At 72.3% G+C, this 15467-nt stretch carries 14 protein-coding genes; 7 read left to right on the top strand and 7 right to left on the bottom strand.

From position 1 onward, the window contains the following. The first annotated feature begins 24 nt into the window (after positions 1 to 24). Positions 25 to 531, top strand: a complete 507-nt coding sequence (locus AC0VYN_RS00345) for an LURP-one-related/scramblase family protein (protein ID WP_475534275.1) — start codon at positions 25 to 27, stop codon at positions 529 to 531. A gap of 16 nt (positions 532 to 547) precedes the next feature. Here the strand turns inward: AC0VYN_RS00345 and AC0VYN_RS00340 are convergent, their stop codons facing one another. After that, positions 548 to 1342 (bottom strand): carbon-nitrogen family hydrolase, encoded by a 795-nt coding sequence (locus tag AC0VYN_RS00340; protein ID WP_475534274.1) that lies wholly within the window; start codon positions 1340 to 1342, stop codon positions 548 to 550. 217 nt (positions 1343 to 1559) lie between these two features. On the opposite strand from AC0VYN_RS00340, the gene AC0VYN_RS00335 reads away from it, so the two are divergent. After that, positions 1560 to 2384: a maleylpyruvate isomerase family mycothiol-dependent enzyme gene (locus tag AC0VYN_RS00335; RefSeq protein WP_451688478.1), complete on the top strand. Its 825-nt coding sequence runs from the start codon at positions 1560 to 1562 to the stop codon at positions 2382 to 2384. A 64-nt stretch (positions 2385 to 2448) separates the two neighbouring features. On the opposite strand, the gene AC0VYN_RS00330 is transcribed toward AC0VYN_RS00335, so the two are convergent. Together AC0VYN_RS00330 and AC0VYN_RS00325 are read right to left on the bottom strand one after the other, a co-directional pair. After that, positions 2449 to 3759, bottom strand: coding sequence for an MFS transporter (locus tag AC0VYN_RS00330; RefSeq protein ID WP_385468807.1), 1311 nt, complete (start codon positions 3757 to 3759; stop codon positions 2449 to 2451). Then, on the bottom strand, positions 3756 to 4406 hold the full coding sequence (locus AC0VYN_RS00325; protein WP_475534273.1) for a GntR family transcriptional regulator: 651 nt from the start codon (positions 4404 to 4406) through the stop codon (positions 3756 to 3758). Before AC0VYN_RS00325 ends, AC0VYN_RS00330 begins: the two co-directional genes overlap by 4 nt. Positions 4407 to 4602: 196 nt before the next feature. Here AC0VYN_RS00325 and AC0VYN_RS00320 point away from each other — a divergent pair, with 196 nt between their 5' ends. The 3 genes from AC0VYN_RS00320 (at position 4603) to AC0VYN_RS00310 (ending at position 7038) form a co-directional block, all read left to right on the top strand. Further along, positions 4603 to 5544: a D-alanyl-D-alanine carboxypeptidase family protein gene (locus tag AC0VYN_RS00320; RefSeq protein ID WP_475534272.1), complete on the top strand. Its 942-nt coding sequence runs from the start codon at positions 4603 to 4605 to the stop codon at positions 5542 to 5544. 154 nt (positions 5545 to 5698) lie between these two features. Further along, a complete protein-coding gene (locus AC0VYN_RS00315; RefSeq protein ID WP_475534271.1) occupies positions 5699 to 6046 on the top strand; it encodes a GntR family transcriptional regulator in 348 nt (115 codons plus the stop codon). Further along, on the top strand, positions 6043 to 7038 hold the full coding sequence (locus AC0VYN_RS00310) for a DUF1648 domain-containing protein (protein WP_475534270.1): 996 nt from the start codon (positions 6043 to 6045) through the stop codon (positions 7036 to 7038). The genes AC0VYN_RS00315 and AC0VYN_RS00310 overlap by 4 nt, the downstream gene beginning before the upstream one ends. 102 nt (positions 7039 to 7140) lie before the next feature. Here the strand turns inward: AC0VYN_RS00310 and AC0VYN_RS00305 are convergent, their stop codons facing one another. Genes AC0VYN_RS00305 through pdhA form a run of 3 tightly spaced genes read right to left on the bottom strand, consistent with a single transcriptional unit; the run spans position 7141 to position 10775 of the window. Next, positions 7141 to 8553, bottom strand: a complete 1413-nt coding sequence (locus AC0VYN_RS00305; RefSeq protein WP_475534269.1) for a dihydrolipoamide acetyltransferase family protein — start codon at positions 8551 to 8553, stop codon at positions 7141 to 7143. Between the two features lie 10 nt (positions 8554 to 8563). Further along, positions 8564 to 9544 carry an alpha-ketoacid dehydrogenase subunit beta gene (locus AC0VYN_RS00300; RefSeq protein WP_475534268.1) on the bottom strand — a complete coding sequence of 327 codons (981 nt, stop codon included), beginning with the start codon at positions 9542 to 9544 and terminating at the stop codon, positions 8564 to 8566. A 1-nt stretch (position 9545) separates the two neighbouring features. Continuing rightward, a complete protein-coding gene (gene pdhA / locus AC0VYN_RS00295; RefSeq protein ID WP_385468786.1) occupies positions 9546 to 10775 on the bottom strand; it encodes a pyruvate dehydrogenase (acetyl-transferring) E1 component subunit alpha in 1230 nt (409 codons plus the stop codon). A 323-nt stretch (positions 10776 to 11098) separates the two neighbouring features. On the opposite strand from pdhA, the gene AC0VYN_RS00290 reads away from it, so the two are divergent. Next, positions 11099 to 11755, top strand: coding sequence for a response regulator (locus tag AC0VYN_RS00290; RefSeq protein ID WP_475534267.1), 657 nt, complete (start codon positions 11099 to 11101; stop codon positions 11753 to 11755). Positions 11756 to 11831: 76 nt separating this feature from the next. Here the strand turns inward: AC0VYN_RS00290 and AC0VYN_RS00285 are convergent, their stop codons facing one another. Then, the gene (locus AC0VYN_RS00285) at positions 11832 to 13427 is read right to left on the bottom strand and encodes a protein kinase domain-containing protein (protein ID WP_475534266.1); all 1596 of its coding nucleotides are present in this window, start codon (positions 13425 to 13427) and stop codon (positions 11832 to 11834) included. 347 nt (positions 13428 to 13774) lie between these two features. Between AC0VYN_RS00285 and AC0VYN_RS00280 the strand changes: the two genes are divergently transcribed. Next, positions 13775 to 15433 (top strand): protein kinase domain-containing protein, encoded by a 1659-nt coding sequence (locus AC0VYN_RS00280; RefSeq protein WP_475534265.1) that lies wholly within the window; start codon positions 13775 to 13777, stop codon positions 15431 to 15433. Positions 15434 to 15467: the final 34 nt, after the last annotated feature.

Raw genomic sequence — 15467 nt, 5'->3', positions numbered from 1 at the left:
GCGCGGCGGGGAAGCGGTCAGGGCATGAGATTCCTCGTGTACGACCGGCTCCTCGGCTTCGGTGACGACTACTGGATCGAGGACGCCGACGGCAACAAGGTGTACCTCGTCGACGGCAAGGCGATGCGGCTGCGGGACACCTGGGAGCTGAAGGACACCCGGGGCCGGGTGCTCATCGGCATCCACCAGAAGATGTTCGCCCTGCGCGACACCATGGTGATCGAGCGGGCCGGCGAGCCGCTGGCGACCCTCCGGCGCAAGCGGCTGTCGCTGCTGCGCAACCACTACCGGGTCTCCCTGGCCGACGGCACCGAACTCGACGTCAGCGGCAGGATCCTCGACCGGGAGTTCGCCATCGAGTACGACGGCGAGCTGCTGGCCGTCGTCTCGCGGCGGTGGCTGACCCTCCGGGACACCTACGGCGTGGACGTCGTCCGGGACGACGCCGACCCGGCGCTGCTGATCGCCCTGACCGTGTGCGTGATCCACCTGGCGGAGAAGGAGCGGGAGAAGGACGACGACGGCGACTGACCGCCCCGCCCTCCCGTCACCGGCGCGGTGCCCGCAGGCCCAGCACCCGGTCCTTCAGGGCCGGGAACTGCTCCCGGGTCCCCGACGGCTTCGTCGGGTCGAGGTCCACGATGAGGATCTCCTCGTCCGCGCCGGCCTCGGCCAGCACCTCGCCCCAGGGGTCGACCACGATCGAGTGACCCGCCTGCGGAACCCCGGCGTGCGTCCCGGCCGTTCCGCAGGCGAGGACGTACGCCTGGTTCTCCACCGCCCGGGCGCGGGCCAGGAGCGTCCAGTGGGAGCGGCGGCGCTCCGGCCAGCCCGCCGGGACGACGAGGGTCTCGGCACCGGCGTCGACGAGGCCGCGGAAGAGCTCGGGGAAGCGGAGGTCGTAGCAGGTCGCCAGGCCCAGGGTCGTCTCCGGCAGACGGACCGTCACCAGCTCGCTCCCCGCGCCCATCAGCACGGCCTCGCCCCGGTCGAAGCCGAAGCGGTGGATCTTGCGGTAGGCGGCGGCCAGGTCGCCGGCGGGGGAGAGGACGAGGGAGGTGTTGTAGAGCCGGCCGTCGGGGGCGCGCTCGGGGACGGACCCCGCGTGCAGCCAGACGCCGGCGTCGCTCGCCGCCTTGGCCATCGCCTCGTACGTCGGCCCCCGGAGCGGCTCGGCCCGCGTGCCGAAGTCCTCGAAGGCGAAGGCGCCCGTGGTCCACAGTTCCGGCAGGACGACGAGGTCGGCGCCCGCCTGATCGCGGACCAGCGACGCCGCTCGCAGGCGGCGCGCTTCGGCCGACTCGTCCTCGTTCACGGCGATTTGGATCAAAGAGGCGCGCACACTACCACCGTCCTGGCATTCGAGCCGTCCACTCGGGCCTACGATCGTCACACGAAAGCACTGCCGGGGTGCCGCACAGCAGCGTAACTTGGGGGTCCCCCCGGTTCGAGCCCAGCTTGCAGCCGGGGACCTCCGAGACCGCGCCGACCGCAGCCACCTCCCACTGGCACCGCCGCCACAATCTGCCCGTGTACCGACCGCCGAGGGGTCCCGTTCCGTGAGTCTGCATCCCACCCTCCAGCCCTACGCCGACGCCTGGACTCACTCCATCGAGGCGATATCCGAGCTGGTCCAGCCGCTTGTGGAAGCAGAGTGGAACCGCCGCACCCCCTGCCCGGGCTGGTCGGTGCGGGACGTGGTGTCGCACGTCATGGGCCTGGACTCCGAGATGCTCGGCGACCCGCGCCCCATCCACACGCTCCCGCGCGACCTGTTCCACGTCACCAACGAACAGCAGCGGTACATGGAGATGCAGGTCGACGTCCGCCGCCACCACACGGCGCCCGAGATCACCTCCGAGCTGGAGTACATGATCATCCGGCGCAACCGGCAGCTGCGGAACGAGTCGCGGGACCCGGGCACCAAGGTCCGCGGCCCCTACGGCACGGACCTGACGCTGGAGGAGTCCATGCGCCGGCACGCGTTCGCCGTGTGGGCGCACGAGCAGGACCTGCGCACGGCCCTCGGCCGCCCCGGCGACCTCGACTCCCCCGGCGCGCTCGTCGCCCGTGACGTGCTGCTCGCCGAGCTGCCGGGCGTCGTGGCCGACCGCGCGGACGCGCCGCGCAGCTCGGCCGTCGTCTTCGACGTCCACGGCCCGGTCGAGTTCCTGCGCACGATCCGCGTCGACATCCAGGGCCGCGGCACCCTGGAGACGGCCCCCGCCCTCGGCCCGGCCGCCACCCTGACCCTCGACTGGGAGACGTACGTGCGCCTGGCCTGCGGGCGGGTGACGCCGGAGGCGGTCGGGGACCGCGTCAAGACGGAGGGCGACGCGGACCTGGCGGCGGCGATCCTCAGGAACTTCGCGGTCACGTCCTGACGGCCGTGCCCGCGGGCGGGCGTGCGTCCCCCGGTCCCGGAGGGCCCGGGAGGTACCCCGGGGGCTACACGGGCACGTGCACCGTCTCGACCCGGCTGGCGACCAGCCGCTCCCGCTCCCTGCGCGCCGCCCGCCCGCGCAGCCGCAGGATCTGCGTGACGCCCAGCGCCTGGAGCACGAACACCGACGAGAACGCCACGGCGTAGTCGTCGCCGGTCGCGTCCAGCAGCACCCCGACCGCGAGCAGCGTGGTCATCGACGCGACGAAGCCGCCCATGTTCGTGATCCCGGACGCCGTCCCCTGGCGCTCCGGCGGATTCGCCGGCCGCGCGAAGTCGAAGCCGATCATCGACGCCGGCCCGCACGCGCCGAGCACCGTGCACAGCACGACCAGCAGCCACATCGGCGCGTGCTCGGCCGGGTAGGCCAGCGTGGCCGCCCACAGGGCCGCCGTCGCGCCCACCGTGCCGAGCGCCAGCGGCAGCCGCGCCGCGTGGTGCCGGGCGATGATCTGGCCGTAGACCAGGCCGACCGTCATGTTGGACAGCACCACGAGGGTGAGCAGTCCGCCGGCCGTGCCCCGGGACAGGCCCTGGGCCTCCACGAGGAACGGCAGGCCCCACAGCAGCAGGAACACCATCGCCGGGAACTGGGTCGTGAAGTGCACCCACAGCCCCAGCCGGGTGCCCGGCTCCCGCCAGGAGGCGGCGATCTGCCGGCGCACGTACGCGGCCCCCTGGTGCGGCACCGGCTCCGGTTCGTGCCCCTCGGGGTGGTCCTTCAGGAAGAGGACCAGCAGGACGAGGACGACCACGCCGGCGAGCGCGCTGCCCGCGAAGGCCGCCGTCCAGCCGATGCCGTGCAGCAGCCGGGCCAGGACCAGCGTGGAGACCAGGTTGCCCGCCATGCCGACCAGTCCGGCGAGCTGGGCGACCATCGGCCCGCGCCGGGCCGGGAACCAGCGGGTGCCGAGCCGCAGCACGCTGATGAAGGTCATCGCGTCGCCGCAGCCGAGCAGTGCCCGCGAGGCGAGCGCGGTGCCGTACGTCGGCGAGAAGGCGAAGCCGAGCTGCCCCACCGTGAACAGGACGACGCCGATCCCCAGCACCCGCTTGGTGCCGAGCCGGTCGACCAGCAGGCCCACGGGTATCTGCATGCCGGCGTAGACCAGCAGCTGGAGGATGGAGAAGGTGGACAGGGCGGAGGCGTTGACGTGGAAGCGGTCGGCCGCGTCGAGGCCGGCCACGCCCAGGGACGTGCGGAAGATGACGGCGACGAAGTAGACCGCGACGCCGATGCTCCAGACGGCGACCGCGCGCCGTCCTCCGGGCGGATCACCCGGCAGCGTGCTCCTGGCCGGCGCGACGGAACTCATCGGACCTCACCCCGCGCCAGGTGCGAGAACCAGCCCACGTGCCGGTTGACCACGCCGACGGCCGCGTCGGCGTCACCGGCGCGCAGCGCGTCGAGGATCTCCTCGTGCTCGGCGAGCGTCTTGGCGATGCGGTCGGGGTGGGAGTGCATGACGGCGACGCCCATGCGCAACTGGCGGTCGCGGAGCTGGTCGTAGAGGCGGGAGAGGATCTCGTTGCCGCCGCTGCGGACGATCTCGGCGTGGAAGCAGCGGTCGGTGACGGAGGCGCCGGCGAAGTCGCCGGCGGCGGCCTGCTCGTGCTGGCGGGCGAGCAGCTCCTCCAGCCGCTCGACGAGCCCCGGCGGGGCGGGTACGGCCTTGCGCGCCGCGTGCTCCTCGACCAGCAGCCGGGTCTCGACCACGTCCGCGATCTCCTGGGCGGAGACGGGCAGGACCAGGGCGCCCTTCTTCGGGTAGAGCCGGATCAGCCCCTCGGCCTCGAGCCGGAGCAGCGCCTCCCGCACCGGGGTGCGCGAGACACCCACGGCCTCGGCGAGCTCACCCTCGGTGAGCAGGGTCCCGCCCTCGTAGCGACGCTCCAGGACGGCCTGCTTGACGTGGGCGTACACGCGGTCGGCGGCGGGTGGTTGCTTCACGGCCATGGTCATGCCCACAGGATAGATACAACAGGGACACAAGTGGGATGCCGCCCAGTATCCGGACGCGCCGCCACCCGTCCGAGGGACGTACCCGCCTCGGCACAACCGTTCGTGCTATTCACGTGTCCCACAGGCGCGGCCCATGCTGGATCGACCGCAACTGGGCCTCACCACTGGGGATTTCACAACAATCGGGGTATCTCACTTGATAAACGGTATTCAGGGCGCCCGCCTTCGCCGCGCCGTCGCCGTCGCCGTGTCCGCCGGCGCCGTGCTCGCGTCGGGAGTCCTCGCCACCGCGCCCGCGCAGGCCGCCGTGCCCGCACAGGCCGTCGCCGCGCCCGTACAGGCCGTCGCCGTGCCCGCGATCGCCGCCAAGGGCGGCTTCGTGATGAACGACGCGAACGGCAGGACTCTCTACACCAAGGCCGCGGACACCAGGCGCTCCACCGGGTCCACGACCAAGATCATGACCGCCAAGGTCGTGCTCTCCCAGCCCAAGCTGAACCTGGACGCCAAGGTCACGATCCAGAAGGCCTACAGCGACTACATCGTCTCGAAGAACGCCTCGTCCGCGCGCCTGATCGTCGGCGACAAGGTGACCGTCCGGCAGCTGCTGTACGGCCTGATGCTGCCGTCCGGCTGCGACGCCGCCTACGCGCTGGCCGACAAGTTCGGCACGGGCCGGACGCGGGCGGAGCGGGTCAAGTCGTTCATCGGCAAGATGAACTCCACCGCCAAGAGCCTCGGCCTCAAGAACACCCACTTCGACTCGTTCGACGGCATCGGCAACGGCAGCAACTACTCGACGCCGCGCGACCTGACGAAGCTCGCGAGCAGCGCGATGAAGAACGCCAACTTCCGCGCGATCGTCAAGACGAAGAAGTACACGGCGAAGACGACCACGAAGAGCGGCGGCACCCGCACCATGGCCGCCTGGACCAACACCAACACGCTGCTGAGCAGTTACAGCGGCGCGATCGGCCTGAAGACCGGATCGGGCCCGGAGGCCAAGTACTGCCTGGTCTTCGCCGCGACCCGCAAGGGCAGGACGGTGGTCGGCACGGTCCTGGCGTCCACGTCCTCGACGCAGCGCGCCACGGACGCGACGCGGCTGCTGAACTACGGCTTCGCCAAGGCGGGCTGACCGCCGCTCACCCGCATGCCCGGAACGGGCCCGTCGCCGACGCGACGGGCCCGTTCCGCTGTCCGCGGCCCGTCGTCCGCGGGACGCCGCCCGTTGTCCGTCGACCGCCTCCCGTTGCCCGGTTGAAAATAATGGTGATAGCTTCAATAGCACCATGCTGCTGAGTCTGGACAACAACGACACCCGGCCCCTGCACGAGCAGGTCGCCGGCGCCGTCCGGCGCGCCGTCGCCGAGGGGGAGTGCGGTCCCGGTGACCGCCTGCCCTCGGCACGCGACCTCGCCGAGGCCCTGGACGTCAACGTCAACACCGTGCTGCGCGCGCTGCGCGGCCTGCGCGACGAGGGACTGCTGGAGTTCCGCCGGGGCCGGGGCGTGACCGTGGCCCAGGAGGCGCCCCGCACCTCGGGGCTGCAGATCCGGGTACGGGAGCTGGTCGCCGAGGCGGCCCGGCTGGGCTACAGCAGGACCGACGTCATCGACATGATCAGGGGGATGCCGTGAGGGACACGAGGCCGGCGGTCAGGACGACGGCGGTGGTCTGGACGGCCGGTGTCACCGCCGTGCTCGCCGGACTGCCGCTCGTGGCGCGGGACCGGCTGCCCGACCGGCTGGCGACCCACTGGGGCCTGCACGGAGGAGCCCCCGACGGCTCGATGCCGCTGTGGGCCGCCTCCCTCTTCCCGGCGCTGCTGTGGCTGGTGACGGCCACCGCCGCGACCGTCCCCCTGCTGCGGACCGGGCCCCGGGCCGCCCGGCCGTGGGCCGCCCTGGTCCTGCTCCCCACCGGTGTGGTCCTGGGCGGCGCGCAGGCCTGCGTCGTACGGGCCAACCTGGACCGCGCGGACTGGCGCGAGGCCCGTCAGCCGACCGCGTGGCTGGTCGCGCTCCTCGCCGCGGCCGTGCTGGCCTCGGTGGCCGGGTGGCTCGCCGCCACCCGGCGGACGGCGGCCCAGGGGGACGGCACCGGGCAGGGGACGGACGCCCCGGCGCTGGAGATCCCCGCGGGGCGGCGGCTGGTGTGGTTCTCCCGGGCCGCCAATCCCTGGCTCCAGGTGCTGGCGGCGGTGACCGGCCTGGTCGCCGCGGCCGCGCTGGTCGCCCAGGTCGGCGGGCTGGCCGCGCCGGACGCCCTGTGGGCGCTGTTCGCCGGCTGCGCCACCGCGTCCCTGGCCTGCGCCCTGTGCTCCTCGGTGCAGGCACGCGTCTCGGAGCGCGGCCTGGAGGTGGCCTTCGGCCCCCTCGCCTGGCCCCGGCGCCGCTGGGCGCCCGGCGACATCGACACGGCACGCGCCGAGGTCCGCGGCCCCGCCCAGGTCGGCGGCTGGGGATACCGCTTCAGCGGCCTCGGCACCACGGTGATGCTGCGTGCCGGGGACTGCCTGGTCGTACGGCCGCGGGGCCGCCGTACGGACTTCGCCGTGAGCGTCGACGACGCCGAGCGGGGCGCCGCACTGCTCAACGCGCTGCGGACGGACCGGCACCCGGGACGCTGAGCGCCCGGCCCGGACCGGTGGCCTCCGTCATCGGCGGGAAAGGACGGAACCGCGCGCCCCGTGACGGGACGCGCGGTTTCGTCGCTCGTGTCCAGCGGTGGCTCACGCCCAGGTGAGCAGCCGCTTCGGCTGTTCCAGGACCGCCGCCACGTCGGCGAGGACCTTGGAGCCCAGCTCCCCGTCGACCAGGCGGTGGTCGAAGCTCAGCGCCAGGGTCGTCACCTGACGCGGCTTCACCTTGCCCTTGTGAACCCACGGCTGGAGCTTGATCGCCCCGACCGCCAGGATCGCGGACTCGCCGGGGTTGAGGATCGGCGTGCCGGTGTCGACGCCGAAGACGCCGACGTTGGTGATGGTCACCGTGCCGCCCTGCATGGCGGCCGGGGACGTCCTGCCCTCCCGGGCCGTCGACACCAGCTCGCCCAGCGACTCGGCCAGCTGCGGCAGCGTCTTGGCCTGGGCGTCCTTGATGTTCGGCACGATCAGGCCGCGCGGGGTCGCGGCCGCGATGCCCAGGTTCACGTAGTGCTTGACCACGATCTCCTGCGCCGCCTCGTCCCAGGACGCGTTGATCTCCGGGTTGCGCCTGATCGCGACCAGCAGGGCCTTGGCGATCAGCAGCAGCGGGTTCACCCGCAGGCCCGCGAACTCCTTGTCCTGCTTCAGCTCCTCGACCAGCTTCATCGTCCGCGTCACGTCGACCGTCACGAACTCCGTGACGTGCGGTGCCGTGAACGCCGAGCCGACCATCGCCGCCGCCGTCGCCTTGCGCACGCCCTTGACCGGAACGCGGGTCTCGCGCGCCGTGTCGTACGACACCGCGGCCGCCGGGGCCGCGGGCGCGGGAGCGGCGGGGGCCGCCTCGGGAGCCTCGGCCGGAGCTGGCGCCACCGCCGCGTGCACGTCCTCGCGCGTGATGATCCCGTCCGGGCCGGAGGGCACCACGGTCGCCAGGTCGACGCCGAGGTCCTTGGCCAGCTTGCGCACCGGCGGCTTGGCCAGCGGGCGGTCCGCGGTGACCGTTCCGTGGCCGTTCATCTCGGCCTGGATCGCGGCCGACGCCTCCTGGGCCGGGGCGGCGGCGCCCTTGCGGGGGCGGCGCCGGGTCGAGGAGGTGGCCACTCCGTAGCCGACCAGGACCGGCTGGCGGCCCTCGGGCTTCCTCTCCTCCGCCTCGGCCGGTGCCGGGGTCTGGGCCACGGGGGCCCGCTCCGGTTCCGGTGCGGCCTCCTGTGCCGGGGCGGCGGCCGCGCCGTCACCGACGGCGACCGCGATGATCGACGTGCCCACGTCGACCGTGGTGCCCTCGGGGAAGTGCAGCGCGCGGACCACGCCGTCGTAGGGGATGGGCAGTTCGACCGCTGCCTTGGCCGTCTCGACCTCGCACACGATCTGTCCGTCGGTGACCACGTCACCGGGCTGGACGTACCACTTGAGGATCTCGGCCTCGGTGAGTCCCTCGCCCACGTCGGGCATCCTGAACTCGCGCACGGAGCCTTCAGTCATCGTCGTCAACGCCCTCTCCTCAGTACGCCAGCGAGCGGTCGACGGCGTCCAGCACCCGGTCCAGGTCGGGCAGGTACTCCTCCTCCAGGCGGGCCGGCGGGTACGGCGCGTGGTAGCCGCCGACCCGGAGCACCGGGGCCTCCAGGTGGTAGAAGCAGCGCTCGGTGATCCTCGCCGCGATCTCCGCGCCCGAGCCCAGGAACACCGGCGCCTCGTGGACCACGACCAGGCGGCGGGTCTTCTCCACCGACGTCTGGATCGTGTCGAAGTCCAGCGGGGAGATGGACCGCAGGTCCACCACCTCCAGGGACCGGCCCTCCTCGGCCGCCGCGTCGGCGACCTCCTGGCAGAGCTTCACCATCGGGCCGTAGGCGGCCAGCGTGAGGTCGGTACCCTCCCGGACGACCCGCGCCTTGTGCAGCGGGCCCGGGATCGCCTCGGTGTCGACCTCGGCCTTGTCCCAGTAGCGCCGCTTGGGCTCGAAGTAGATCACCGGGTCGTCGCTCTGGATGGCCTGCTGCATCATCCAGTACGCGTCGCCCGCGTTCGACGGGGAGACCACCTTCAGGCCCGCCACGTGCGCGAACAGCGCCTCGGGCGACTCGGAGTGGTGCTCGACGGCGCCGATGCCGCCGCCGTAGGGGATGCGGATGACGACCGGCATCTTGACCTTGCCCAGCGAGCGGGCGTGCATCTTCGCGAGCTGCGTGACGATCTGGTCGTACGCCGGGAACACGAAGCCGTCGAACTGGATCTCGACCACCGGGCGGTAGCCGCGCAGGGCCAGGCCGATGGCGGTGCCGACGATGCCGGACTCGGCCAGCGGGGTGTCGACGACCCGGTCCTCGCCGAAGTCCTTCTGCAGACCGTCGGTGACGCGGAAGACGCCGCCGAGCTTGCCGACGTCCTCACCCATGATCAGGACCTTGGGGTCCGCCTCCAGCGCGCGGCGCAGCGACACGTTGATCGCCTTGGCCAGCGCCATCTTCTCCGCTGCCATCTCAGACCCCCTCGGCCTCTGCGAACGACGCCTGGTAGGCGGCGAACTGGGCGCGCTCCTCGTCGACGAGCGCGTGCCCGTCCGCGTACACGTTCTCGAACATGGCGAAGCGGTCCGGGTCGGGCATGGCGCGGACCACTTCGCGCACCCGCTTGCCCAACGCCTCGCTCTCGGCCTCCAGTTCCCCGAAGAATCCCTCGTCCGCGTGGTTCGAGGACTCCAGGTAGCGGCGCAGGCGCAGGATCGGGTCCTTCGCCTCCCAGGCGGCCCGCTCGTCGTCGTGCCGGTAGCGGGAGGGGTCGTCCGAGGTGGTGTGGGCGCCCATGCGGTAGGTGAACGCCTCGATCAGCGCCGGGCCCTCACCGCGCCGGGCGCGCTCCAGGGCCCACCGGGTGACCGCGAGGCAGGCCAGCACGTCGTTGCCGTCGACCCGGACGCCGGGGAAGCCGAAGCCCTGGGCACGCTGGTAGAGCGGCACGCGGGTCTGCTTCTCGTTGGACTCCGAGATCGCCCACTGGTTGTTCTGGCAGAAGAAGATCACCGGGGCGTTGTAGACCGCGGCGAAGTTGAACGCCTCGCTGACGTCGCCCTGGCTGGAGGCGCCGTCGCCGAAGTAGGCGATCACGCCGGAGTCCGCGCCGTCCTTGGCCACTCCCATCGCGTAGCCCGTGGCGTGCAGCGCCTGCGAGCCGATGACGATGGTGTAGAGGTGGAAGTTGTTGCTGTTGGGGTCCCAGCCGCCGTTGTTCACACCGCGGAACATGCCGAGGAGGTTGGTCGGGTCCACCCCGCGGCACCAGGCGACGCCGTGCTCGCGGTAGGTGGGGAAGACGTAGTCGTCCTCGCGGGTGGCGCGGCCGGAGCCGATCTGGGCGGCCTCCTGGCCCAGCAGCGAGGCCCACAGGCCCAGCTCCCCCTGGCGCTGCAGTGCGGTGGCCTCGGCGTCGAAGCGCCGGGTGAGCACCATGTCGCGGTACAGACCGCGCAGCTCGTCGGGGGTGATGTCGGCGACGTACTCGGCGTACTCGGCGTAGGCCGCCTTCCTGACGCGCTTGCCCTCGGGCGTCAGCAGCTGCACGAGCTCCGTCCCGGAGCCCTTCCCGGCAGCCGTGCGGGTGGTGCGGGTCGTGCGCTTGGCGCCGGTGGTGCCGGCCTCGGTGCCGGTGGTGCCGGCTGCCTTGCTTCCGGCGCTGCGTCGCGGCTTGCGCGCGGCAGTGCTCTCCACGGTCACGTGTGCTCCTCCGTCGGTCCGGCCCCCGGGTTCGCCGGGCGCCAGTGCGGCTCACCTGTGGCCCGTCGGTCGCACAGGGTGGGTGCGGCCCGGTCGGGGACAGGCGTGACAGGTGCCCCGGCGAGCGTCCCTGCAAAAAGCACGTTACCCAGTGCTCCACATTTCTGTGAAACCCCTCCTGACCTGCGTTTTTACTCGGATATCCAAGTAAATCGGCGAAGTGGGGAAGTTTTACTGGTCACAGCCTCGCAGGGGGCCGGAACAACGGCACGTTATCCCGGCCACCCCGGGCACGGGAAGAGCTGGTATGTGAGACTGAGCGCGTGCGCGAAGACGGACAAATCCGGGTATTCCTCCTCGACGACCACGAACTCGTCCGTCGGGGTGTGCACGACCTGCTCGCGGGCGAGGCCGATATCGAGGTCGTCGGCGAGGCCGGCACGGCGGCCGGCGCGCTCGCCCGGATCCCGGCCACCCGTCCGGACGTGGCGGTGCTCGACGTCCGGCTCCCGGACGGCAGCGGCGTGGAGGTCTGCCGCGAGATCCGGTCCCGGGACGAGGCCGTCCGGTGTCTCATGCTCACCTCCTTCGCCGACGACGAGGCCCTCTTCGACGCGATCATGGCGGGCGCCTCGGGCTACGTCCTCAAGGACATCCGGGGCGCCGAGCTGCTGTCCGCCGTGCGGGACGTCGCCGCCGGGAGGTCGCTGCTCGACCCGGCGGCCACCGCGCGCGTGCTGGAGCGGCTGCGCGACCCGGGCAGCAGGGGCGACGACCGGCTCGCCCGCCTGACCGACCAGGAGCGCCGCATCCTGGAGCTGATCGGCGAGGGACTCACCAACCGGGCGATCGGCGAACGGCTGCACCTGGCCGAGAAGACGATCAAGAACTACGTGTCGAGCCTGCTGTCCAAACTCGGCATGCAGCGGCGCTCCCAGGCGGCCGCCTTCGTGGCCCGCATGCAGGCGGAGAACCGCTGAGGACACGCGTCCGGGAACGCGACGCGCGCGTGGCCCCCGAGGGGGACGCACGCGCGCGTGAGTGGGAGTGCCGCGGTCAGCCGCCCAGGGGGTCGACCGGGCCGCCGGAGCTGTCCCCGCCGCCGCCACCGCCCTGCGTGGGCGAGGACGGCGCCGTCGGCTCCGTCGTCTCGTCGTCCGTCGGTTCGTCCGTCGGCGTCGTCGGGTCGGTCGTCGGGTCACCCGTCGGGTCGCCCGTGGGGTCCTCCGTGGCGGTGTGCGACGGCGTGTAGGACGGCGTCCAGGGCTGGTCCCAGTCCCCGCCGGTGCCGCCACCGCCGTTGTCCTCGTTCGTGCCCGGGTCGGTGGTCTCCTCGGTCGCCTCGTCGCTCGGCGACTCGCTGGCCTGGTCGTCCTGGGTGCTCTGCGAGGTGGTGGGCGACGGGGAGGTCTTCGTGCCGCCGCCTCCGCCGCCCCCGCTGTTGTTCATCGCCAGCGCGACGCCCCCGACGATCGCGATCACCGCGAGGACGGCCAGGATCCACAGCCTGCCCCGGCCGCTGCCCTTGTTGCCGTGCCCCTCGAAGCCGCCGTCGTCGCCCCCGCCGTAGCCGCCCGGCAGGATCTGCTGGGGGATCTGCGTGGTGCCCGAGCCGTGGTCGGGGTGCGGCAGCACCGTGGTGCCCGCCATCCCGGCCGCCGGAGTGTGCCGGCCGTCGTGCAAGCCGACCGGGCCGGTGTTCCAGGTGCCGGTGTGGCCGCCCTGCTCGTAGAGCATCTGCAGGCCGTACTGGACCAGGCCGCGCATCTCCTCGGCGGTCTGGAAACGGTCGTCGGGCTCCTTGGCCAGCGAGCGCATCACCAGGCCGTCCAGCTCCGGCGGGACCGCGTCGGAGACCTGGGACGGAGGGGTCGGGATGTCCTGCACGTGCTGGTAGACCACCGACAGCGGGGTCTCGCCGGTGAACGGCGGCCGCAGCGCGAGGAGTTCGTACAGCAGGCAGCCCGTCGCGTACAGGTCGGAGCGGTGGTCGACGGCCTTGCCGAGGGCCTGCTCCGGGGACAGGTACTGGGGGGTGCCCATGACCATGCCGGTCTGCGTCATCGTCGTCGACGCGCCGTGCAGGGCGCGGGCGATGCCGAAGTCCATCACCTTCACCGCGCCGTTGTCCGTGATGATGACGTTGGCCGGCTTGATGTCGCGGTGCACGATGCCGTGCTGGTGCGAATAGGCGAGCGCCTCCAGGACGCCCGAGACGATGATCAGCGCCTGCTCGGGGCCGGGCGCCTCGGCGTTGAGGAGGAGGTCGCGGATGGTGCGGCCCTCGACGATCTCCATCACGATGTAGGGCACGGACTGACCGCCGACGAAGTCCTCGCCGGAGTCGTACACGGCCACGATGGAGTGGTGGTTGAGCCCCGCCACCGACTGCGCCTCACGCGTGAAGCGGGCCTTGGAGACGGGGTCCTCGGCGAGGTCGGCGCGCAGCAGCTTGACCGCCACGGTGCGGCCGAGACGAACGTCCTCGGCGGCGAACACCTCGGCCATGCCGCCCCGCCCGAGCCTGCGGGTCAGCCGGTACCGGCCGTCGCCGACCAGTCCGCCGTTGCCCCAGTTCTCCGGCGCGTCAGACATACCGCCGCCAGATGCCTCGGGTTCGGACGGGCCCTGGGCGCGCTGCTGCTGTGCCATCAGTCCTCGCCGTCGTTTCTGCCCGCGGTGCGCGCGGTGTTGTTACGGTCTCCGTCGGCCACGCTACAGCCTCCGCGCAAGCCTCCGGTCCGAGATGGACGCCGGGACCGGCATCGGGGACGGACCGGTCATGAAACCCTGGTTCCGTACCGTCGTGCAAATTCTGTGTACCGGCCGTACGCCCGCTGTAACGCTTGCGCGACGCTTCTTTCGCGTACGGTCACGGAACGGGCACCGCGCTTGACGTGTCACTGCCCTGGGGCAGACTTGGCCGGGAATAGCACTTTCGATCAACACGCGCTCGCGCCGCTGCCGCTGCCGCCGGCGCCTACGGGGGAAGCAGAGACATGAGCCAGGACGCCGGACAGGGCCGGTACGCGGGGCGGGCGCTCGCCGGCGGCCGCTACCAGCTGCGCGACTTGCTCGGCGAGGGCGGCATGGCCTCGGTGCACCTGGCGTACGACGCGGTGCTGGACCGCCAGGTCGCGGTCAAGACGCTGCACACCGAGCTGGGCCGGGAGCAGGCCTTCCGCGAGCGTTTCCGCCGCGAGGCCCAGGCCGTGGCCAAGCTCACGCACACCAACATCGTGTCGGTCTTCGACACCGGCGAGGACGATCTGGGCGGCGCGACGATGCCGTACATCGTCATGGAGTACGTCGAGGGCCGGCCGCTCGGCTCGGTGCTGGACGAGGACGTCCGGCAGTTCGGCGCGATGCCCGCCGACAAGGCCCTGAAGATCACCGCCGATGTGCTGGCGGCCCTGGAGATCAGCCACGAGATGGGCCTGGTCCACCGTGACATCAAGCCGGGCAACGTGATGATGACCAAGCGCGGCGTGGTCAAGGTGATGGACTTCGGCATCGCCCGCGCCATGCAGTCCGGCGTGACGTCGATGACGCAGACCGGCATGGTCGTCGGCACCCCGCAGTACCTCTCGCCGGAACAGGCCCTCGGCCGCGGCGTGGACGCCCGCTCCGACCTGTACTCGGTCGGCATCATGCTGTTCCAACTGGTGACCGGGCGCCTGCCGTTCGACGCGGACTCGCCGCTCGCCATCGCCTACGCGCACGTGCAGGAGGAGCCGGTCGCGCCGTCCTCCGTCAACCGCGCCCTGCCGCCGGCCGTGGACGCGCTGGTGGCCCGCGCGCTGAAGAAGAACCCCAACGAGCGCTTCCCCAGCGCCGAGGCCATGCGCGACGAGTGCCTGCGGGTGGCGGCCTCCTTCCAGGCCGCCCCGCCGAACATCGTCCCGGGTGCGCAGACGCCGAGCGGCGGGGGTGTCGGCTCGGCCGTCTTCCCGCCGGTCGACCAGACCGGCCACGCGCCCGCGGGCCCCGTCCAGACCCCGTACCAGCCGGCGCCCACGCCGAACCCGTACGGCACCCCGGTACCGGTGGCGCACTCCCCGGCGTACGGCTACCCGCAGCAGGGCGGCTACCCGACGCCGGCCGCGTCGGCCTACGCCCCGCAGCAGGGGGCGCAGACCCCGCCGCCGTACAGCATCAGCCCCCAGTCCCAGGGGGCCGGCTCCCCGGGCGGTGGCCGGAGCAACAAGCCGGTGATCCTGGGCTCGGCGGTGGTCGCCGTCCTGGCGGTGGGCGGTCTGATCGCGGCGCTGCTGATGAACGGCGGCGGCGACGACGATCCCGAGGCGGGCGGTGGCGGAAGCAGCGCCAGCGCCTCCGCGACGGAGACCAGGGCGGAGGGCTACCGCGGGCCGGACACGACCAAGAAGATCGAGAAGGACGAGTGCACGGAGCCCGACGAGTCCTACAACGACCCCGACAAGATCGAGGTCCCCGACTTCACCTTCAAGTACATCGGCTCGGTCAAGGAGTGCTTCCAGGCCGCCGGCTGGACGATGAAGATCGTCGACGTCGACGAGAACACCTACGGCGAGGGCTCGGTCAGGGACCAGTTCCCCGAGGCCGGCACGGACGTCGACCCGAAGAACATGCCGGAGATCCAGCTCAAGGTGTCGACGGGCAACCCCCCGTCGTCCTGACCCCGCGCGCACGAAGGGCCCGGCAGCAGGTGCT

Source organism: Streptomyces sp. 63XJN7_1_ISO-PGPR-S23-121 (assembly GCF_056173025.1).
This window is presented reverse-complemented; position numbering and strand designations above follow the sequence as displayed.

Bases quoted from the DNA above. Each gene is read 5' to 3' on its own strand.
- AC0VYN_RS00330 (WP_385468807.1), bottom strand. From the start codon at position 3,759: ATGAGTTCCGTCGCGCCGGCCAGGAGCACGCTGCCGGGTGATCCGCCC.
- AC0VYN_RS00315 (WP_475534271.1), top strand. From the start codon at position 5,699: ATGCTGCTGAGTCTGGACAACAACGACACCCGGCCCCTGCACGAGCAG.
- AC0VYN_RS00345 (WP_475534275.1), top strand. From the start codon at position 25: ATGAGATTCCTCGTGTACGACCGGCTCCTCGGCTTCGGTGACGACTAC.
- AC0VYN_RS00280 (WP_475534265.1), top strand. From the start codon at position 13,775: ATGAGCCAGGACGCCGGACAGGGCCGGTACGCGGGGCGGGCGCTCGCC.
- AC0VYN_RS00300 (WP_475534268.1), bottom strand. From the start codon at position 9,544: ATGGCAGCGGAGAAGATGGCGCTGGCCAAGGCGATCAACGTGTCGCTG.
- AC0VYN_RS00325 (WP_475534273.1), bottom strand. From the start codon at position 4,406: ATGACCATGGCCGTGAAGCAACCACCCGCCGCCGACCGCGTGTACGCC.
- AC0VYN_RS00285 (WP_475534266.1), bottom strand. From the start codon at position 13,427: ATGGCACAGCAGCAGCGCGCCCAGGGCCCGTCCGAACCCGAGGCATCT.